At 69.6% G+C, this 20,276-nt stretch carries 17 protein-coding genes; 6 read left to right on the top strand and 11 right to left on the bottom strand.

Annotation, left to right across the window (positions count from 1 at the left end):
• Positions 1-224 precede the first annotated feature (224 nt).
• The 3 genes from O5I81_RS11820 to O5I81_RS11810 all read right to left on the bottom strand — a co-directional run bounded on the left by O5I81_RS11820 (position 225) and on the right by O5I81_RS11810 (position 2,804).
• The gene (locus O5I81_RS11820) at positions 225-716 is read right to left on the bottom strand and encodes an Hpt domain-containing protein (RefSeq protein WP_271065084.1); all 492 of its coding nucleotides are present in this window, start codon (positions 714-716) and stop codon (positions 225-227) included.
• A 156-nt stretch (positions 717-872) separates the two neighbouring features.
• Entirely contained in the window at positions 873-1,655 is a 783-nt protein-coding gene (locus O5I81_RS11815) for an NAD kinase (protein ID WP_271065083.1), read from the bottom strand.
• Between the two features lie 33 nt (positions 1,656-1,688).
• Complete coding sequence (locus O5I81_RS11810) at positions 1,689-2,804, bottom strand: DUF2336 domain-containing protein (RefSeq protein WP_271065082.1); 1,116 nt, start codon at positions 2,802-2,804, stop codon at positions 1,689-1,691.
• A gap of 101 nt (positions 2,805-2,905) precedes the next feature.
• On the opposite strand from O5I81_RS11810, the gene glpK reads away from it, so the two are divergent.
• The 4 genes from glpK (at position 2,906) to O5I81_RS11790 (ending at position 10,095) form a co-directional block, all read left to right on the top strand.
• Positions 2,906-4,405 (top strand): glycerol kinase GlpK, encoded by a 1,500-nt coding sequence (glpK, locus tag O5I81_RS11805; RefSeq protein WP_271065081.1) that lies wholly within the window; start codon positions 2,906-2,908, stop codon positions 4,403-4,405.
• 290 nt (positions 4,406-4,695) lie between these two features.
• On the top strand, positions 4,696-5,472 hold the full coding sequence (locus tag O5I81_RS11800; protein WP_271065080.1) for a class II aldolase/adducin family protein: 777 nt from the start codon (positions 4,696-4,698) through the stop codon (positions 5,470-5,472).
• A 265-nt stretch (positions 5,473-5,737) separates the two neighbouring features.
• Positions 5,738-6,862 carry an efflux RND transporter periplasmic adaptor subunit gene (locus tag O5I81_RS11795; protein WP_271065079.1) on the top strand — a complete coding sequence of 375 codons (1,125 nt, stop codon included), beginning with the start codon at positions 5,738-5,740 and terminating at the stop codon, positions 6,860-6,862.
• Positions 6,862-10,095, top strand: a complete 3,234-nt coding sequence (locus tag O5I81_RS11790) for an efflux RND transporter permease subunit (protein WP_271065078.1) — start codon at positions 6,862-6,864, stop codon at positions 10,093-10,095. The genes O5I81_RS11795 and O5I81_RS11790 overlap by 1 nt, the downstream gene beginning before the upstream one ends.
• Before the next feature lie 300 nt (positions 10,096-10,395).
• On the opposite strand, the gene O5I81_RS11785 is transcribed toward O5I81_RS11790, so the two are convergent.
• The 3 genes from O5I81_RS11785 to O5I81_RS11775 form a co-directional block, all read right to left on the bottom strand.
• Positions 10,396-11,934: a hypothetical protein gene (locus O5I81_RS11785; protein WP_271065077.1), complete on the bottom strand. Its 1,539-nt coding sequence runs from the start codon at positions 11,932-11,934 to the stop codon at positions 10,396-10,398.
• Positions 11,934-12,689: an ABC transporter ATP-binding protein gene (locus O5I81_RS11780; protein WP_271065076.1), complete on the bottom strand. Its 756-nt coding sequence runs from the start codon at positions 12,687-12,689 to the stop codon at positions 11,934-11,936. Before O5I81_RS11780 ends, O5I81_RS11785 begins: the two co-directional genes overlap by 1 nt.
• 108 nt (positions 12,690-12,797) lie before the next feature.
• Entirely contained in the window at positions 12,798-13,013 is a 216-nt protein-coding gene (locus O5I81_RS11775) for a hypothetical protein (protein WP_271065075.1), read from the bottom strand.
• A 185-nt stretch (positions 13,014-13,198) separates the two neighbouring features.
• Between O5I81_RS11775 and O5I81_RS11770 the strand changes: the two genes are divergently transcribed.
• The gene (locus O5I81_RS11770; protein WP_271065074.1) at positions 13,199-15,553 is read left to right on the top strand and encodes a transketolase; all 2,355 of its coding nucleotides are present in this window, start codon (positions 13,199-13,201) and stop codon (positions 15,551-15,553) included.
• Here O5I81_RS11770 and O5I81_RS11765 read toward each other — a convergent pair.
• Complete coding sequence (locus O5I81_RS11765; protein WP_271065073.1) at positions 15,550-16,968, bottom strand: LytTR family DNA-binding domain-containing protein; 1,419 nt, start codon at positions 16,966-16,968, stop codon at positions 15,550-15,552. The two genes, O5I81_RS11770 and O5I81_RS11765, sit on opposite strands and share 4 nt — an antisense overlap.
• 112 nt (positions 16,969-17,080) lie before the next feature.
• Between O5I81_RS11765 and O5I81_RS11760 the strand changes: the two genes are divergently transcribed.
• A complete protein-coding gene (locus O5I81_RS11760; RefSeq protein ID WP_271065072.1) occupies positions 17,081-18,529 on the top strand; it encodes an alpha/beta fold hydrolase in 1,449 nt (482 codons plus the stop codon).
• Here the strand turns inward: O5I81_RS11760 and O5I81_RS11755 are convergent.
• From O5I81_RS11755 to arfB, 4 genes are all read right to left on the bottom strand, one after another.
• Complete coding sequence (locus tag O5I81_RS11755) at positions 18,526-18,882, bottom strand: nuclear transport factor 2 family protein (RefSeq protein ID WP_271065071.1); 357 nt, start codon at positions 18,880-18,882, stop codon at positions 18,526-18,528. The genes O5I81_RS11760 and O5I81_RS11755 overlap by 4 nt on opposite strands.
• A gap of 10 nt (positions 18,883-18,892) precedes the next feature.
• Positions 18,893-19,246 carry a nuclear transport factor 2 family protein gene (locus O5I81_RS11750; RefSeq protein ID WP_271065070.1) on the bottom strand — a complete coding sequence of 118 codons (354 nt, stop codon included), beginning with the start codon at positions 19,244-19,246 and terminating at the stop codon, positions 18,893-18,895.
• Between the two features lie 10 nt (positions 19,247-19,256).
• The gene (locus tag O5I81_RS11745; RefSeq protein WP_271065069.1) at positions 19,257-19,763 is read right to left on the bottom strand and encodes a cytochrome c family protein; all 507 of its coding nucleotides are present in this window, start codon (positions 19,761-19,763) and stop codon (positions 19,257-19,259) included.
• A 79-nt stretch (positions 19,764-19,842) separates the two neighbouring features.
• Positions 19,843-20,268: an alternative ribosome rescue aminoacyl-tRNA hydrolase ArfB gene (arfB, locus tag O5I81_RS11740; RefSeq protein ID WP_271065068.1), complete on the bottom strand. Its 426-nt coding sequence runs from the start codon at positions 20,266-20,268 to the stop codon at positions 19,843-19,845.
• Between the last annotated feature and the right edge of the window lie 8 nt (positions 20,269-20,276).

Here is a 20,276-nt window from a genome sequence, read left to right as displayed (position 1 = left end):
TGTCATCCCGGCCGCACCCGGGCGAAAGCCGGGGGAAGAGCCGGGACCCAGAAGTGACGGGGCTGGCTATTGGCGGCGGCGATCAGCCGTGGCGGCGGCCCCTGGGTCCCGGCTCTCCAGCCCTGCGGGCTTCCGGCCGGGATGACAGCGTATGAACTGAAACGAAAAAGCCCCGGCCGGGACCGGGGCTTCTCACTAAGCTCGAGGGGAGGGAACCTGCGAGCCTACTCCGGCGGGGCGATTTCGGCCACGCGGCGTTCGAGTTCGGTGATCAGGACTTTGCCGACCGGATGGGTGTCGGTCTTGATGTCGTCGCGGACGGCGGCGCGGATGGCGTCGATGTGGGCGTCGACCAGGAACATCGGCGCGCCCTGGCGGGTGTCCGGGTCGTCGATCAGCTTGCACAGCGAGGCGGCAATGCGGGTGACCAGCGGGAATTCGTAGGTGGCGCCCAAGCCCTTGAGATCATGGGCCCGGAAGTAGAGGCCCTCGGCGGTTTCAGCATTGAGGCCGGAGACGCGGATGGCCTGGCGGGCGGCGTCGAGCTTGGTCAGCTCGTCCTGCATCCACTCGCTGAAGTTCCCGGACAGGGATTTGAGCGCGGCCTCGGCCTTGGCGATGGCCGCGGCATCGATGCCGCCGAACTTGCCACCACCGAGCCGAAGCTTGAGGGTGTTGGGGGCGTTGATGACCTGTACGGGGGTGTTGCTGCTCACGCGCGCCTCTCCAATTGGCGTTTACCGTCTGAAATCTACGGGGGCGGAGTTAACAACCTGTGAGACAGGGGTTTCACTTGGGTGCGGGTGCGGCAATGTGACTTATGCGGGTAAAATCGGGGTCGCGTGCGCCGTTAAGCTTACCGAAGGTGGAGGTTAGCCGCTGAACTGCTCGGCCAGCACCCGTTCCTCGAGGCTGCGGCCGGCGTCGAACATCATCGCCATGCTGACGCTGCGGTCCTCGCCGATGTGGACTTCGACGATGTCGCGGACCTCGAAGTTGTCGGCGACGGCGCTGGCCGGGCGCTTGTCGGCCTCCAGCACCTCGATGGTCACCCGGGCGGTGTGGGAGAGCAGGGCGCCACGCCAGCGGCGGGGGCGGAAGGCGCTGATCGGGGTCAGGGCCAGGACCTTGGCGTCGATGGGGACGATGGGGCCATAGGCCGAGAGGTTGTAGGCGGTCGATCCGGCCGGGGTGGCGACCAGGACGCCGTCGCAAACCAGCTCGTTCATCCGCACCTTGCCGTCGATGGAGATGCGCAGCTTGGCCGTCTGGCGCGTCTGGCGCAGCATAGACACCTCGTTGATGGCCAGGGCCCGGTGCTGGCGGCGGTGGCTGTCGATGGCGACCATGGTCAGGGGGTGGATGACGGCGCGTTCGGCCGAGTTGATCCGGTCGATCAGGCCCTCTTCACTGTACTCGTTCATCAGGAAGCCGACCGAGCCCCGGTTCATGCCGTAGATCGGCCTGCCCAGGCTCATGGTGCGGTGCAGGGTCTCCAGCATGAAGCCGTCGCCGCCGAGGGCGACGATGACCTGGGCCTCGCTTTCCGGTACGCCGCCGTAGCGGGCGACGAGCGCGGCCATGCCCTCCTGCGCTTCGGGCCGGTCGCTGGCGCAGAAGGCGATACGGGTGAGGGCGGGTCTGGCGTCAAACATCGGGGGCAGAAAGGCCCGACCGATCGGCCGTTGTCAAACGATCGCGACAGCCTGGCGGAAGGCCATGCCGGCGATGTCCCGGTCGAAGGGGCCAAAGGCGCCGACCGCGCGGCGGGTTCCCTCGGCGCCGCCGGCCGGGCGGCCGCCGTTCATGGCGCGAACCTGCTCGAGGATATCGGGGAAGGCGCTCTTGTCGATGCCGACGGCCACGCAGGCCAGGGCGAGCAGTTCGGGCCGGTCGCTGTCGATGGCGCGGCGGATGTGGTCGGCCTGGAAGCCGCCCAGGGTGGCCAGGGACAGGACAAAGATGTTCAGTTTACGCTCGCGCAGCATGCGCAGCAGGAAGCCGGGCCGCAGCTGGCCGGCGTCGTGCAGCTTGCCGACCAGGCGGCGCTCGTTCTCGACCTCGTCCTTCCAGGACATGGCGACCAGGGTCTGGCCGGCCCCCGGCATGGCGTGGGATTCGCGGACGGCCTCGGCCAGGGCGGCGTCGATGACGCCGGGTTCGAGCCGGAAGCGGTCGGTCAGCGAGCCGCGCAGCGACTGGCCGACCCAGAGGTAGAGCCGCAGGGCGAGGTCCGACGACAGGCGTGGGTGGCGGGCGAGTGGGGAGCGCAGGGCGGCGTGGCGGCGGCTGCTCTCGACCAGGCGGGCCATGCCCTCGTCGCTGACCGCGGCGGTGTCGTTGGCGGCCAGGGCGGTGAGGACGGCGGGCTCGTCTCCGGCCAGGATGGCCTCGACGACGGTGGAGGTGATCTGGCCGCGGCGGGCGACGGCGATCTGGTGATCGAGGGTGGCCTCGACCAGCACCTTGATCAGGTCGTGGTCCTGCAGAACCGGGCTGTTGGCGATGACGGGCGCGGCGACGGCGATGTCGTCAAGGGCCAGGACGTTGATCAGGGCCGGCGGCGCCCAGCTGGCGGTCGACAGCTTCTCGGAAAGGCGGGCGCGGATGTCGCGCTCGGCCTCGGCCACCAGCTGCATGAAGATGGAGCCGAGCAGGCCCTGGACGCTGTCGGTATCGATAATGTCGGAGGCTGCGTTGCAGAGGCCGATGATGCTTTCCAGCAATCGTTCTCTTGCGTCCGGCGCACGGTTGCGGGCCAGGTCGAGTAGTTCGGCAGTCTGGGCGGCGAGCGCCACGGGCATCCCCGAATCTGTGCAGTGATCTTCACCCTGAACGGCGGGCGTGAAAACATGCTTAAAACCGAGAGCGAGTCTTCAGCGTCTCGGCCGTGGGAGAGAGAAAAATGACCGGCAAGGTGCTTCTCGCGCTGGACCAGGGCACGACCAGCACCCGGGCCATCGTCTTCGGGCTGGACGGCAGGCCGCTGGCCGAGGCGTCGCGGCCGCTGCGGCAGAGCTATCCGGCCGACGGCTGGGTCGAGCATGACGCCGACGAGATCTGGACGGCGGCGCAGGCGGTATTGCGCGAGGCCTTGAGCAAGTCGGGCAGGGCGGCCGGCGAGGTGGCGGCCATCGGCATCACCAACCAGCGCGAGACGGTGGTGGTCTGGGACCGCAAGACCGGGCGGCCGATCCATCCGGCCATCGTCTGGCAGGACCGGCGGACGGCCGACGCCTGCGAGGCGCTGGTCAAGGCCGGGGTGGAGCGGCGGGTGACCGAGGTCACCGGCCTGCTGCTCGATCCCTATTTCTCGGCGACGAAGATCGCCTGGCTGCTGGACAAGGTTCCGGGGGCCCGCAAGCGGGCCGAGGCCGGCGAGCTGCTGGCCGGGACGATGGATACCTGGTGCATCTGGAAGCTGACGGGCGGGGCGGTGCATGCCACCGACGCGACCAATGCCAGCCGGACGCTTCTGTTCGATATCGAGGCCCAGGCCTGGTCGGACGAAATGCTGGAGATGTTCGAGGTGCCGGCGGCGCTGTTGCCGACCGTCCTCGACTGCGCGGCCGACTACGGGCAAACGACGGCCGACCTGCTCGGCGCCCCCGTGCCGATCCGCGGCGTGGCCGGCGACCAGCAGGCGGCGCTGATGGGGCAGGGCTGTATCCGGGCCGGCGAAATGAAGGCGACCTACGGCACGGGCTGCTTCATGCTGCTCAACACCGGCGAGACGCGCCCGGTCTCGCGCTCGCGGCTGCTGACGACGGTGGCGGCGCGCGTGGACGGGCGGACGACCTATGCGCTGGAGGGCTCGATCTTCGTGGCCGGGGCGGCGATCCAGTGGCTCGGCGAGGGGCTGGGCATGACCGGCGGGCCCCGCGCGGCCGAGGCGTTGGCGAGGACGGCGAAGCCGGGCAGCGGGGTGGTGGTGGTGCCGGCCTTCACCGGCCTTGGCGCGCCCTGGTGGGACGCCGAGGCGCGAGGGGCGATCTTCGGGCTGACGCGGGACGCAGGGCTCGCCGAGATCGCGGCGGCGACCTTCGACGCCTGCGCCCTGCAGACGCGGGACCTGATCGAGGCCATGCAGGCCGATGCGCCGGAGGCCTTCGGCGCGGCGGCGGAACTGCGCATCGACGGCGGCATGTCGCGCAGCGCCTGGTTCAGCCAGCGGCTGGCCGACCTGACCAACCTGCCGGTCTGCCGGGTCAACTACGAGGAGACCACGGCGCTCGGCGCGGCGCTGTTCGCCGGGGTCGGGAGCGGGGTGTTCGCCTCGGTCGAGGCGGCGGCGAAGGCGCGGCCGGACGGCGAACTGCTGCGCAGCACGATCGACGATCACGCCCGCGAAGGGGCCTATGCGCGCTGGCTGGACGCGGTGGCGCAAGTGCGCGGGACGGTGTGACAAATCCTCCTTCGGCGCGAAGCGACGGGGGAGGGGGACCGCCGGCGAAGCCGGTGGTGGAGGGGGCAGCGCCGGCGGATGAAATGATGCGCGTTCTGGCGCCATCGTCACTGCCCGCGCCAGACCCCTGATTTGCCTGAGAATTCCGCGTTGCCCCCTCCACCACGCGCGTATTCGCGCGCGGTCCCCCTCCCCCGTGGGCTTCGCCCCCGGAGGAGGAACGGGTTGACGCAGGGCCGCCCCGGCGCGACCCTCTCAAACAACAGTTCAAATCGGGAAGGAACACAGCCATGGCCGATGGATCGACGCTGCCGTCATCGCTGAAGGACAAGGTCTCCGCCGAGGAGTGGAAGGCGCGGGTCGATCTGGCGGCGCTTTACCGCCTGGTGGCGCTGCACGGGTGGGACGACATGATCTTCACCCACATCTCCGCCCGCATTCCGGGGCCGGAGCACCACTTCCTGATCAATCCCTACGGCATGTTCTTCGACGAGATCACCGCCAGCTCGCTGGTCAAGATCGACCTCGACGGCAAGGTGCTGCAGGAGACGCCGTTCTACATCAATCCGGCGGGCTTCACGATCCACTCGGCCGTGCACGCGGCCCGCGAGGACGCCCTGTTCGTCATGCATCTGCATTCGGACCAGGGCGTCGCCGTCTCGGCCCAGAAGGAAGGCGTGCTGCCGCTGAGCCAGCATGCGCTGATCGTGCTGCCGCAGCTGGCCTATCACGACTACGAGGGCATCGCCCTGAACCTCGACGAGCGCGAGCGGCTGGTGGCGGACCTGGGGCCGACCAAGCGGCTGATGATGCTGCGCAACCACGGCACCCTGGCGGTCGGATCGACGGCGGCCGAATGCTGGATCGGCATGTTCTACCTCGAGCGCGCCTGCCAGCAGCAGGTGATGGCCCTGAGCGGCGGACGGGAGAACGTGCTGTTCGCGCCGGAGGCGGCGCAGGCCGAAGTGCGTAGCCAGATGGGCAATGGCCTGGGGCCGATCGGCAACCTCGCCTGGCCCGGCTGCCTGCGTCAGCTGGATCGCGGCTCGCCGGGATATGACGCCTGAGTTCACGACGTAGGTCGCTGAATGCGTTCGGCGAAGGCGCCTGTCCCTCCGGACAGGCGCCTTTGTCATTCGAGAAATTTGTTGCAGGCGTTTGCACCGCCCGCCGTTGAAAAGCCGGCGCGGGACAGGCATTGCCCTGCTGTTTGTTTCAGCGTTGCAACAGGCCTGACACGCATTCGGAACGGGGAGCGGCTTTACAGACGCAGCCCTTGATCCAGATAGCGCGTTCAACGACCGCTCTGTCTCGAGCGCCCGGGAGTGTTTTGTGGTCCGTCGTCATTTCTTCCTGATCGCCGCCGGCGCGGTTCTGCTGCTGATGGTGGTGCTCGGCGGCCTGAAGATGGCCAGCGGCGGCGAAGCCTCCAAGGGCAAGGGCGGTCCGGGCGGCGGCGGCCGGGCGGCCAGCGTGGCCACGGCGGTGGTGGGCGAGCGCGCCTTCCTCGACAGGATCTCGGTGCTGGGCGTCGCCAAGGGCCGCCAGTCGGTGACTATCACCTCCGACGCGGCCGAGCTGGTGACGGCGGTGCATTTCCGCGATGGCCAGGCGGTGTCGCGCGGCCAGATCCTGGTCACCCTCAAGGCCACCGAACAGGACGCCGGCGTCGCCGAAGCCCTGGCCCGTGAGAACCAGGCCGAGCGCGAGTACGGCCGCTGGAAGACCCTGGCCGACAAGGGCATCGCCCCGCGCGCCACGGCCGAACAGTATCTGGCGGCGCTGGAAACGGCGCGGGCCAGCACCAAGGCGGCGCAGGCGCGCAAGGGCGACCGGGTGATCCGCGCGCCGTTCGCCGGGGTCGTAGGCCTGAGCGATATCGCCCCGGGCGCCCTGATCAGTCCCGGCTCGCCGATCGTCAGCCTCGATGACCTCAGCCTCATCCGCGTCGATTTCGATGTGCCGGACCGCTATGTCGCCGTGCTGCGGCCGGGGGCGCCGATCGTTGCGACGCCGGACGCCTATCCGGACCAGGGAGTCAGCGGCCGGATCGCCCAGGTCGATACCCGCATCGACACCGCCACCCGGACCCTCACCGCCCGCGCCGAGTTCGCCAACGCCGGCGGCCGCATCAAGCCCGGCATGATGATGCGGGTGAACGTCGAGCACGGCCAGCGCTCGGCCCTGGCCGTGCCCGAAAGCGCCGTCCAGTACGAGGGCGACCAGGCCTTCGTCTTCATCATCACTCCCCGCGACAACGGCAACGTGGCCCGCAAGGCGGTAGTCACCCCCGGTGTCGCCGAGGGCGGCTTCGTCGAGCTGCGCGAAGGCGTGAAGGCCGGCGACACGGTGGTGGCCGACGGGCTGAACCGTCTGCAGGACGGCCAGCAGGTGCGCCTGCCAGGGCAGGGTGGTCCCGAAGGCAAGGGCGGCGCCCGGCCGAAGGGCAAGAGCTGATGCTCTCGGACCTTTCCGTTCGCCGACCGATCTTCGCGGCCGTCGCCGCCATCATCCTCTGCGTCATCGGCCTCGCCGCCTTCGCCACCCTGCCGATCCGCGAGCTGCCCAACGTCGATCCGCCGGTGGTGTCGATCTCGACCACCTATCGCGGCGCCTCGGCCGAGGTCATCGAGGAGCGGATCACCCAGGTGATCGAGCGCCAGGTCTCGGGCGTGCAGGGCATAGACCGGGTCAACAGCTCCAGCCGCGACGGGGTTTCGCGGGTCAACATCACCTTCACCCTCGACACCCGGCTGGAAACGGCGGCCAACGACGTGCGCGACGCCGTCAGCCGGGTCACCGCCCAGCTGCCAGACCAGGCCGACCCGCCGCAGATCGCCAAGGCCAACGCCGACTCCTCGCCCATCATCATCCTCAACATGACCTCGACGACGCTGTCGCCGATCGAGATGGCGGACTATGCCGACCGCTACCTGGTCGAGCGGCTGTCGACCATCCCCGGGGTTGCGACCGTCGGGCTGTCCGGGGCGCCGCTGTACGCGATGCGCATCTGGCTGGACTCCGACGCCATGGCGGCGCGGGGTCTGACCGTCGAGGACGTCGAGACGGCCCTGAACAGCCAGAACGTCGAACTGCCGGCCGGGGCGCTGGAAAGCCAGAGCAAGGACTTCACTATCCGGGTGAACCGGGGCTACTCCCGGCCCGAGGACTTCGCCAGGCTGCCGGTCAAGGCAGCGAGCGGCGGCAGCCAGGCGGCCACATCGGTCAGCGGCGTCGCCGGGGCGACCTCAACCGGCTCCAACAGCGGCCAGGTGCAAAGCGCCGGCATCGACAATCCGGCCTATGTCACCCGCCTGGGCGACATCGCTCGCATCGAGGAAGGCCCCGACGAGCGCCGCCGGCTGTTCAGGGGCAACGGCAAGCCGCAGATCGGCATGTTCCTGACCCGCCAGTCGCAGGCCAACGATCTGAAGATCGCCGAACTGGCCAAGGAAGAGGTGGCGCGGATCAACGAGACCCTGCCGCAGGGCACCGAGTTGATCGTCGCCGTCGACAGTTCCGAGTTCACCTCCGAGGCCATCCACGAGGTGTGGATCACCATGGGCATCGCCCTGTTCCTGGTGGCGCTGGTCAACTTCGTCTTCCTGGGCAGCTGGCGGGCGGCGATCATCCCCTCGGTGGTGGCCCCGATCTGTCTCCTTTCGACCTTCATCGTCCTGGCCCCGATGGGCTTCTCGCTGAACCTGCTGACCCTGCTGGCCCTGGTCCTGAGCATCGGCCTGGTCGTCGATGACGCCATCGTCGTGGTCGAGAACATCCAGCGGCGGGTCGACGAGGGCGAGCCGCCGGCGGTGGCCGCCATGCGCGGCACGCGGCAGGTGTTCTTCGCGGTCGTGGCGACGACCATCGTGCTGATCAGCGTCTTCGCGCCGCTGATGTTCCTGCCCGGCTACATCGGCCGGCTGTTCGTCGAACTGGCCGTGGCCATCGCCTCGGCCGTGGCCTTCTCGGCCCTGCTGGCCTTGAGCCTGTCGCCGATGATGGCCTCGAAACTGCTGCGGCCGGCCCAGAGCGAGGGCTGGCTGGCCCGCAAGGTCGATGCCGGCATGAGCCGTCTGCGGACCAGCTATCACGACAGCCTCGACATGCTGCTCGGCTGGCGGCCGGCCAGCATCGGGGCGGGGATCCTGGTCGTGGTGCTGATGGGGCTGGCGGCGCTGCTGTTCACCACCGTGCCGCAGGAACTGGTTCCCAACGAGGACCGGGGCCGGGTCGACGTCAGCATCAATGGCCCCGAAGGCGCCGGTTTCGAATACACCCTGAAGGCCGCCGACGCGGTCGAGAAGCAGCTCAAGACCTACTACGACGCGGGCGAGGCGGAGCGGTACATCATCAGCGTGCCCCGGTTCGGCCAGAGCCAGTTCAACACCGGCAACGGCGTGGTCGTCATGAAGGGCTGGGGCGAACGCAAGAAGACCTCCGATGAAGTGGCCGCCGAGCTCAACAAATCGCTGAGCGGCATCACCGGCGTGCGCGCCGTGGCCAGCGTGCGTGGGCCGTTCCAGCGGGGCGGCGGCGGTGGCGGGGGCGGGGGCGCCAACGTCGACCTGATCGCGCTCGGCAACGACTACACCGAGATCAATCGCTGGCTGCAGCCGATCCTGCAGGCGGCGCAGGAAAACCCCGGCATGGCCCGGCCGCGCATCGACTACGAGCCCAACGCCCCCCGCCTGTCGGTGGACATCGACCGTGACAAGGCGGCGGCCGTCGGCGTCTCGGCCCAGGCGGTCGGCCGGGTGCTGGAAACCATGTTCGGCTCGCGCCGGGTCGGCACCTACATCAAGAACGGCCAGGAATATAACGTCATCGTCCAGACCGACCTGGAGCGGCGGCGGACCATCGACGACCTCAATACGCTGTACGTGCGCTCGGGTTCGGGCACGTTGGTGCCGTTGTCGAGCGTGGTGACGACCACGGTGCGCGGCGACGTGCCGGACCGGCCGCGGGTCGATCGGCTGCGGGCCATCACCCTGACCATGCAGCTGAACCCCGGCTACACCGTCGCCGACGCCATCGACTTCCTCAAGGCCGAGGCGGACAAGCAGCAGAGTTCGTCGGTCTCCATCGCCTGGGGCGGCCAGGCCCGTGATTTCCTCGAGGCGTCCGGGGCGGTGGGGCTGGCCTTCGGCCTGGCGCTGCTGCTGGTCTTCCTGGTGCTGGCGGCGCAGTTCGAAAGCTGGATCCATCCGGCGGTGATCATGCTCACGGTCCCCTTGGCGGCGCTCGGCGGGCTGTTCGGCCTGCTGATCACCGGCTCGACGATCAACACCTACAGTCAGATCGGGTTGGTCATCCTCATCGGCATCGCCGCCAAGAACGGCATCCTGATCGTCGAATTCGCCAACCAGATGCGCGACCAGGGCCGAAGTATCCGCGAGGCGGTGATCGAGGCGGCGTCCCTGCGCCTGCGCCCGATCATCATGACCAGTATCTCGGCCGGTTTCGGCGCCCTGCCCCTGGTCCTCTGGGCGGGGGCGGGGGCGGAGAGCCGCAAGACCATCGGCGTGGTGATCTTCTTCGGGGTCATGATCTCGACCATGCTGACCCTGTTCATCGTGCCGGTGTTCTACAACCTGCTGGCCCGGTTCACGAAGTCGCCGGAGTACACCGCCAAGCAGATCGAGGCCTTCGAGGAACAGGAAGAGGCGCTGCAGAAGGCCGCCGAGTAGGGCAGCCGGTCCGCGTCGGCCTATCGAAGCGGCCTACCATTATACCCCGCGCACAGGCGGCGAGAGGGTATGGCGAGCCGCCGGTCGCTGAAATCATTGATGAAATGTGCCTGGGCTGTTGGCCGAGGCGCGGGGAATGTGGGTCCCGGCGTAGGGGTCGCGTAGGCCGGGCGGCGGGGATTGTTGGGGCGTTTGCGGGCGCTCGCCCTACAGACGCCCGTCGTAAACGTCGCAGCGATACGACAGCGGCAAAACCGGCGAAAATGAATATGTCTAGACATATTCATCGACCGCTGGCCCCTAGTCCGGGCTCCGCAGGCGTTCGAGGATCTGCTGGTCGGTGCGGCGCAGGGCCAGCATGCCGACCGCCGCCAGGACGGCAGGAACGATGGCCCACAGCATCTGGGCCGCGGCCAGGAAGGTGGCGCCGGCGATCAGGCCGCCGATCAGCAGGATCGGGATGACCAGCAGCCAGTGGACGTTGCCGCGCCGGCGGAAGTCGGCCCGGCGGCCCGGCCTCTGGTACCAGATGTTGAGCATGCCGCTGGCCCAGGCCGAGGCGAAGGCGCCGACGGCGGCGACCGCGCCGGTCCAGGGCGACCAGATGCCGACCGCCAGGATCGGCAGAACGACCAGCGCCAGGGTCGGCAGCAGCCCGGCCCAGAGCTTGGCGCGGGTGATGACCGTCATCGGGGCCGGGGAGGCGACCAGCAGTTCGGGCGAATCCTCGGCCGAGACGGTGATCCAGGTGAAGCTGGACGACAGCTGGCCGGCCATCAGGGCGAGGGCCGCGGCGCCGCCGGGCAGCAGTAGGCTGTGGCCGGTGCTGGCGTTCTTCACGAAGATGAAGGCCAGGGGCAGCATGTAGAAGACGCGCAGCAGCACCTGGCTGAACAGGGCGATGTCGCGGAAGAGCAGGCGCATTTCCTTGCGCAGCGTGGCGGCAAAGGCGCCGGACGCAAAGGCGCCGGTCTTGCCGGCCTTGCGCCGGGAGGCGTCACTGCCGACCGCCACCGAGGCGTCCCGGGCGAAGCGGCGGCCCAGGCCCTGGGTGACCAGAAGGAAGGCCGCCAGGCAGACGCCGACCACGATCAGCAGAGGGATGGGCTCACCCAGCGCGGCGCGCGCCAGGAGGTCCGCGTGTGGCGGCAGGTCGATCTGGACTTCGCCGGTGATGTAGGGACGAAGCCAGCTCATGCGGCTGTAGTTCGAGTCCACGCCCCGCATGATGTTGGGCAGCTGGAAGGCCAGGAAGACGGCCGCCCCGATGAGGGCCGACAGAACCTGGGCCAGGACGCGGGTGCGGCGAGGGCCGAGCAGGCGGAACAGCAGGGTGGTCAGGAGCAGACCGGCGGCGCTGGACAGCAGGCCCAGGGCCAGCAGCACAGGCAGCACAGCCAGCACCCTGGGCTCGCCCAGCACGGCGATCGGAACGCTCAGCCCAAAGGCAATGAACAGCCAGAAGATGGTGACGCTGAAGGCGATGCCGGTGAAGCGGACGGCGAGAATCTTGCGGGCCGGGATCGGCGACGAAAACAGCAGGTCGAGATCGTCGCGCTGGTAAAGCACCTGGGCGGCCCGGGCGAGCGTCGAGGAGGCCATGATGCTGAACATCACAAGCACCGACAGGTCGACCATGGTGACGATCAAGGGATTGATCGGCGGCAGGCCGGTCTCGCGGATCAGCAGGCCCAGGCCGACGCCACAGCCCAGCAGGAAGACCATGAAGATGGCCAGCATCACCCACTGAAACACCCGCGCCTTGTCGCGCTGCATCTCGCGGGACATCATGCGCAACTCGTGCAGGGCGAGCCATGGGATGGAACCGGCCTTGAACATCAGCCAATCCCGGCAGGGAGGGGCGCCGGCTCGGTCAGCTGCAGGAACAGGTCCTCGAGGCTGGTGTCGCCGCGGCCCCCCTGGGCGCGCAACTCTTCGAGGGTGCCCTCGGCCAGCAGGCGGCCGCCCTGGATGATGCCGATGCGGTCAGCCATGCGTTCGGCGACCTCGAGGATGTGGGTGGTCAGGATGACCGTGCCGCCCTGGCGGACCCGCTCCTGCAGCACGTCCTTGACCTGGCGGGCCATGGCGGCGTCGAGGCCGGTCAGCGGCTCGTCGAGCATCAGCAGCCTGGGGTCGTGGATCAGGGCCCCGGCCAGCGCCGTCTTCTGCTTCATGCCGCGCGAAAACCCCTCGCAGCGCTGCGACCGCTGCTCCCACAGGCCCAGCCACTTGAGCAGTTCCTCGGCCCGCGCCCGGGCGGCCTTGCCCTCGACGCCCCACAGGCCGGCGACGAACTCCAGGTACTCCATCGGGTTGAGACGGTCGTAGAGCATGGGCTCGTCGGGGGCCCAGGCGGTGATGGCCTTGGCGGCGGCCGGGTCGCGCAGGGCGTCGATGCCGAAGACGCTGATCGACCCGCTGGTAGGGGCCAGCAGGCCGGCGACCATCCGCAGCGTGGTGGTCTTGCCGGCGCCGTTGGGGCCGAGCAGGGCGTAGAGCTCGCCGGACCGGACCGTCAGGTCGAGATCGGCGACGGCCGCCTTGCCGCCGAAGGTCTTGGTCAGGCGGCTCAGCACAAGGGCGTCGGTCACGGGGGCGGTTCAACCTCTGAAGACAGGCCGACCGTTATGACCCAAGCGATTGATCGCGGCTAGATTGAAGCCACGCCGGAGGGACCCTTCGCCGCTATGGCCATGCGGTCAGGCGGGCGGATCGTCCTTTGTCCGGTCGGCAGGCAGCTGTTCGCGGACTTCCGCCGGGCGTCGGCTGGACGGATCGAAGGCGGCGTTCAACTCGCCAAGCGCCGGGCCGAGTCCGCCGCCGCCCCGGCGGCGCATGTCGCGCAGCATCCATGACCAGAGCGGGGTGAGCAGCACCACGACGACCAGGAGTCCAAGGGCGTACAGCCAATCCATCGTTCGATCCTCGCGACAGTCTGTATCTTGGGGGGCGCCGGTGGTCGCGCAACGGGGCGCGATGGCCGGGGCGCCGTTCTTTCGTCTCGCGATCGGGCGGGCGTGGAGACTGCTGCGTCGGTAGCCTTTGCCGCCGACCACGCCTATGAAGGGTCGAATTCCGCGACTTTGGATGGCGTTTGAGCATGGATGACGGATCAGCGAGCCCGGGGCGGCAGGACATCGCCCTGTTGCGGCGGCTGGAAGAGCGGGTGCTTTGGCTGGCCAGCTGGACGATCCACAACGCCAACCATCTGCGCGAGAGCCGCGACGGGCTGAAGGTCGGCGGGCACCAGGCGTCCTGCGCCTCGATGACGACGCTGATGACGGCGCTGTATTTCCGCACCCTGCGGCCGCAGGACCGGGTGGCGGTCAAACCACACGCCAGCCCGGTGTTCCACGCCATCCAGCACCTGTTCGGCCGCCAGACCCTCGACCAGCTGCAGCGCTTCCGCAGCCTTGGCGGCGCGCAGTCCTATCCCTCGCGGACCAAGGACATCGACGACGTCGATTTCTCGACCGGTTCGGTGGGCCTGGGGGTGGCGATGACCGCCTTCGCCAGCCTGACCCAGGACTATCTGGCGGCGCGCGGGGCGGTGAAGCCGGACGCCATGGGGCGGATGATCTCGTTGCTGGGCGACGCCGAGCTGGACGAGGGCAATATCTATGAGGCCCTGATCGAGGCCTGCAAACACGATGTGCGCAACACCTGGTGGATCGTCGACTACAACCGCCAGAGCCTGGACGCGACGACGTCGGACCGCATGTTCACCCGCTATGGCGAGATCTTCGAGGCCGCCGGCTGGCGGGTCGAGACGCTGAAGTGGTCGAAGCGCCAGCTGACGGCGTTTGCGCGGCCCGGCGGCGAGGCGTTGCGCACCTGGATCGAGACGGCGCCGAACGATCTCTATTCGGCGCTGACGTATCAGGGCGGCAAGGCCTGGCGCGAACGGCTGTCGGTCGATCTGGCCGGCGACAGGAAGGCGCTGAAGCTGATCGAGGGCTACAGCGACGACGACCTGGCGCTGGTGATGACCGAGCTGGGCGGCCACTGCCTGGAGACCATCCTCGAGGCCTTCGAGCGGGCGGCCGAGGACGACGCGCCGCGGTTTTTCATCGCCTACACGGTCAAGGGCTGGCGGCTGCCGTTCCAGGGCCACAAGGACAACCATTCGGGCCTGATGACGCCGACCCAGATCGGCGAACTGCGCGGCCGGCTCGGCGTGATCGAGGGCGAGGAGTGGGACATCTTCTCAGGCCTTGGCGACAACGAGCGCGCGGCCCTGCGCCACACGGTCGATACGGCCCCGTTCGCGGCCCGCAAGGATGGGCGCAAGGTGGCGCCGACGGTGGCCTTGCCGGGCGTCGACGACCTGCTGGCGGCGGTCACCGCCGACAAGGAAATTTCGACCCAGGCGGCCTTCGGCAAGGTGATGTTCGAGATCGCCAAGCGGACCGACGACTTCTCGGGCCGGGTGGTGACCACCTCGCCGGACGTGACGGTGTCGACCAACCTCGGCGGCTTCGTGAACCGGCGGGGCGTCTTCCATCGGCGGGCGCATGAGGACGTGTTCAAGAACCGCCGCATCCCCTCGGCCCAGGTCTGGTCGATGGTGGAGACCGGCCAGCATGTCGAGCTGGGTATCGCCGAGAACAACCTGTTCATCGCCCTGGCGGCGCTGGGGTTGAGTTCCTCGGTGTTCGGCGAGCGATTGTTCCCCGTCGGCACCCTGTACGACCCCTTCATCGCCCGGGGCCTCGATGCCCTCAACTACGCCTGCTACCAGGACGCCCGCTTCCTGCTGGTGGCGACGCCCAGCGGCCTGACCCTGGCGCCGGAGGGCGGGGCCCACCAGTCGATCGGCACGCCGCTGATCGGGATGAGCCAGCCGGGGCTGGATTCCTATGAGCCGGCCTTCGCCGACGAGACGGCGGTGCTGATGGCCCATGCCTTCGACCGCATCCAGCGCGAGGACGGCGGCTCGACCTACCTGCGCCTGTCGACCCGCAGCCTGGAGCAGCCGGTCCGCGCCGACGACGCCTGGCGCAGCGGCGTCATCGAGGGCGGCTACTGGATGAAGCCGCCGGCCCCGGGCGCGAAGCTGGCCCTGGTCTACAGCGGCGCCATTGCGCCGGAAGCCCTGGCGGCGTTCGAGGCCATCCTGGAGGACCTGCCGCAGGCGGGCCTGCTGGCCGTGACCTCGCCCGACGTGCTGCACGCCGACTGGACCGCCGCCGGGCGGTCTCGCTGGACGGGCGGCGAGGCGCGGATGGCGACGGCTGAACGGCTGCTGGAGCCGCTGGCCGCCGACGCTGTGCTGGTGACGGTGCTGGACGGCTCGCCGGCGGCCCTGTCGTGGCTGGGATCGGTGCGCGGCCAGCGGGTGCGGGCGCTGGGCACGGAGAGCTTTGGCCAGTCGGGCGACCTGCCGGACCTCTATGCCAAGTACCGGCTGAACGCCGACGCCATCGTTGACGCCTGCGCGGATCTGCTGGTCTAGACCCCGAGCGCCGCGCGGACGGTGGCCAGGCGGGCGCGGCTGATCGACAGGGCGGGACCGACCCGCATCAACAGGCGTGAGCGGCCCCCGTCCCGTTCCAGCCCTGTCGCCTGGGCCAGGTTGGCGATGGCCGAGCGGTGGACGCGCAGGAAGCCTGCGGGCAGCTCCGTTTCCAGCCGGTCGAGCCGGGCGGCGTGCAGCAGGCTGCGGCCACTGCTCAGGCGCAGCTCGACGTAGTCGTCGGCCCCGATGACGGCGACGATGTCGGGGATCGGCACGCGCTCGACACCCCGGGCCGAGACGACCGTCAGGCAGTCGGGCTGGTCGACGGCCAGGGTCAGGGCCGTCTCGCGCACACGATCCTCGCGGCCCAGCCGCACGACCTCGGCCGCCAGCAGCGGCAGGACCAGGCCGGCGGCCAGCAGGAAGTAGGAGAGATCGACGAGCCAGTCGGGGAAGGCGACGGCGATGGCCAGGAACAGGCCGAGATAGGTCAGGGTGAGAGCGGCCAGCGGCTGGCGGCGGCGCACGCCGACCCCGGCCGCGACGGCCGCCAGGACGACGCCGGTGAGCAGGGCGAGGCTGGTCTTCAGGTCGAAGCCCGGCGCCAGGCTGGTGGCGCCGACGGCGACGAGGGCCAGGATGACGAGGTGCGGGCGGGCCCGGGGCCAGAACCGGCCGGCGACATAGGCGACCAGGAGGACCGAGAAGGCGGCGGCCAGGCTCCAGATACCGACCAGCCGCCAGACGTGCAGGGGATAGGCGTAGGGAACGAGACTGCGCAGGCTCTCCAACACCGCCTGCAGGGCGGCGACGCCGGCGATGAGGGCGAGAATCAGGCTGGAGCCGGTGCGGCGCAGCGTATGGATGACGGCGAAGCCGAAGGCGGCCGCGAACAGGGCGCCGGCCGCGGCGAAGGTGACGGCCAGCAGAATGGCGTTCGACGGCGCAGGGTAGGGCGCGACGACGACCGCCCCGATCGGTCGGTCCAGCCGCAGTCCGCCCAGGTGCGACGACATGTGGACGACCAGGACGTTGTCGCCGGGGCGCCAGGCCGAATCCCGGATGGGCAGGGCGATCTGGAAGCGGCCGGGCCGCTCGGCGGCGGCTAATGCCGACGGGCGGCCGTTGGCGCCGATCCGGGCGCCGTTCAGCCAGGCCTCCGAGGAGGCGACGCCGATGAGATAGAGGGCGCGCGGCCGGTCGTCCGCCGGCCGCCGGACCGTGGCGCGCAGCCACAGTTCGCGGTCCTGCGGATCGATCACGCCGCCGAGCGGACGGCAGTCGCTGAGCCTCGGCGCCCCGCCGGTGGTGACGCCGCGACAGGCTTGCCAGTCCAGGGCCGGGACCTGGGCCCGCGCCGCGGCCGGGGCGCAGAGCAGGAAACAGACGAGGAGGGGGAGCAGTCGCCGCATGGCCGTGACCCTAGCGCGCCGTCCGGGAAAATGCCCCGCCGTTCGCCGAACGGGCGCGACCATTCACCGAAACCGCCCGGACAGCGGCGCTCGAGGCGGCCTAGCTGAGGGTATGACCCGAACAGAAATCAGCCGCCGCGCCATCCTCGCCGCCACGGCCTTCGCCCTTCCCGCCATCGCCCAGGCCCAAGCCCCTGCCGCGCCGCCCCCGCTGGGTCCGTTCCGCTTCAAGGGCTGGCGGGGTGAGGAGACCGACGCCGAGCGCGGGGCCTTCATGGTTCCCGAGGATCGCCGCGACCCGGCCTCCCGGCAGATCCGCCTGACCTATGTGCGCTTCCCCTCACGCGCCGCGAGGCCCGGGCCGCCGATCGTCTATCTGGCCGGCGGGCCGGGCGGCACGGCGACGGGGACGGCGACCGGACCGCGCTTTCCGATCTTCATGGCCCTACGCGAGGTGGCCGACGTCATCGCCTTCGACCAGCGCGGGACCGGCGCCGCCAGCGCCATTCCGTCGCGAGAGCGGCGGATGGGCCCCTTGCCGGACCTGACCCGGGAGGCCTTGACGGCCGACCAGCGCGCCGAGTTCGCCAGGGCCTGGAACGACTGGACGGCGGCCGGCGTCGCCATGCGCGGCTACAACACCCGGGAGAGCGCCGACGATGTCGAGGCCCTGCGCCGACACCTGCGGGCCGACAAGGTCGATCTCTGGGGCATCAGCTATGGCACGCACCTGGCGCTGGCCATCCTGAGGCGGCACGGGGACCGGGTCGGGCGGGTGGCGCTGGCCAGCCTGGAGGGGCAGGACCAGACGGTGAAGCGGCCGGCCCGGATCGACGCTTATCTGCGGCGCGTCGACGCCCTGCTCGGGGCAGACCCGGCGGCGCGCGCGGCCGTGCCGGACCTGCCGGCCCTGATGCGGCGGGTCCACGCCCGGCTGGAGGCGAATCCGGCGACCGTGCAGGTGACCGTCCGGGGCGCGCCGTTCGACCTGAAGGTCGGAGGGTTCGGCGTGCAGATGATCAGCGGCAGCCTGATCGCCAACCCGGAGACCCTGTCGATGCTGCCCGGACTCTACCTTGCGCTCGACGCTGGCGAGGCCTCGGTGCTGGCGCCGTTCCTTCAGGACATCGACCGGTTGCTGGCGATCGGCGGCATGCCCGAGACGATGGACCTGGCGTCGGGCATCTCGAAGGCTCGGCTGGCCCAGGTGACACGCGAGGCCCGGACGGCGGTGCTGGGCGACGCGCTGAACTTCCCGATGCCCCACCTGCTGGGCGCCGTGCCCGGCGTCGATCTCGGCCAGGGGTTTCGAGCGCCGATGCGCATCGACCATCCGGCCCTGCTGGTCGCCGGCACGCTCGACGGCCGAACGCCGCTGGAGGAGCAGGCCGAGGTCGCCGCGCAGTTCCGGCGCAAGGCGCGGGTGATCGTCGACAACGCCGGCCACAATGTCTTCGAGGCCCACCCGCAGGTGCGGGACCTGCTGGTCCGGTTCTTCCGGGGGGATGCCGTCGGCGACGCCCGGCTCAGCCTGCCGGCCCCGAAGTTCCGCATCGCCTAGCTGGGGTCCATCCGCAGGATCAGGCCGTCCTTGCCGAAGGTGATGACGTGGGTGACCCGCTCGTTGCCCCACAGGGTTCCGTCGGGCTTCTTCATGGTCTGGGCGGCGGTGACCACCATCCGGCCATCGGGCAGCGGATCGAAGGTCAGCGGCGAGACCTCGATGTCCATCAGCTTGAATTGCGCGGTCCAGTAGGCGCCGATGGCCTCGCGGCCCTTGATCGGCACGCCCTGGAGCATGTCCATCCATTCGGCCTGGGGATCGAGATCGGCGACCATGGCGGCGACATCACGGCGGTTGTAAGCCTCGTAGAGGGCCTCGAGCTTCCTGCGGCGCTTCTGGATGTTGACCATGCGGCGGCCCTCAGCCGTCAAGCCGGTCCAGCCGCGCGATGAGGCCATCGCGGAAGCCGAAACAGTAGTCGACCGGACCTTCATGCCAAAGGGCGCCATCGAGGCTGGTCACATGGTGATGAACCCGGACCTCCACCGTGCCGTCGGGGCGTGGGTGGAAGGCGCTCAAGGCGTTTTCGCCCGCGATCAGGCCGAACGCCCGCTCGTAGTAGGCCCGGACAGCGGCGGCGCCGTGCAACCGCCGGTCCTCATTCAACTGGTCCGGGAAATCGACGTCGGGGTGCAACTGGGCCATGACCGCATCGACGTTTCTGGCGTCGATAGCCTTGTAGAACCGCAGCAGGAGGGCTCTGCGCGCGTCCATGGCGTCCTTGTCATTCTCCAGGTTTGTAGCCGGTCTCGACCTTCAGGTAGGCGATCAGGTCGCGGCGTTTGGTTTCGTCCTTCAGGCCGACGAAGGTCATCCGGTTGCCGGGCAGAAAGGTCTTCGGATTGGCCAGCCAGGCGTCGAGCTTCTCGGCGTCCCAGGTGAAGCCGGCGGCCTTGAGGGCGTCGGAGTATTTGAACGTCCCGTGCGTGCCGGCCACGCGGCCGAAGACGCCGTGCAGGTTGGGGCCGGTCTTGTCGGGGCCGCCGTCGGTGATGGTGTGGCAGGATTGGCAGAGGGCGAAGGCCTGCTTGCCGGCGGCCAGGTCGCCGGTGTTGTAGGGGGCGGGGAGGGTGGCCAGGAGCGCGGCCTTCTCGGCGTCGGTCATCTGCGGGGCCGGCGGCGTCGCGGGTGCGCTGGCCGGGGCGGAGGCCGGCTCCGACGAGGTCGGGCCGCAGGCGGCGGCGAGGGCGGCGAGGACGACGATCCCTGAAACGACGAAGGCGTGGCGCATTTCTATTCCCTGGACTGATGGTTCAGATAGGTGGAGACGGCGAGCCTTTCAACGGCATCACCGTGTTATGTGAGTGAGGCTAATCGTCGCCGCTCGGACGTCCCCGCCCGGACTTGATCGTCCCCCGCCGCGACTTTGCCGAAAGTCGACGCTCCTTGGAAGCCTTGGTGGGGCGAGTCGGCCGGCGTTTGGGAGGCGGCGGCTCGGCGGCCTTGGCGATCAGCGCCACCAGGCGCTCGATGGCGTCGGCGCGATTGCGCTCCTGGGTGCGGAACCGGTTGGCGGTCAGGACAATCTCGCCGTCGTTGGTCAGGCGCGAGCCGGCCAGCTTTTCGAGGCGTTCGCGGACATAGTCGTTGAAGGCGGACGAGTTGCGAACGTCGAACCGCAGCTGAACAGCGGTCGCCACCTTGTTGACGTTCTGGCCGCCGGGGCCGGACGCGCGGATGAAGCTGAGTTCAACCTCGCTGTCGTCCAGGGCTATGGCGGGGGTGACGGGGATCATGGCGGCGC

The sequence above is a fragment of the Caulobacter sp. NIBR1757 genome (assembly GCF_027912495.1).
Lineage (GTDB): Bacteria > Pseudomonadota > Alphaproteobacteria > Caulobacterales > Caulobacteraceae > Caulobacter.
The sequence above is the reverse complement of the archived record's forward strand: the minus strand, read 5'-3'. Positions and strand labels throughout refer to the sequence as shown.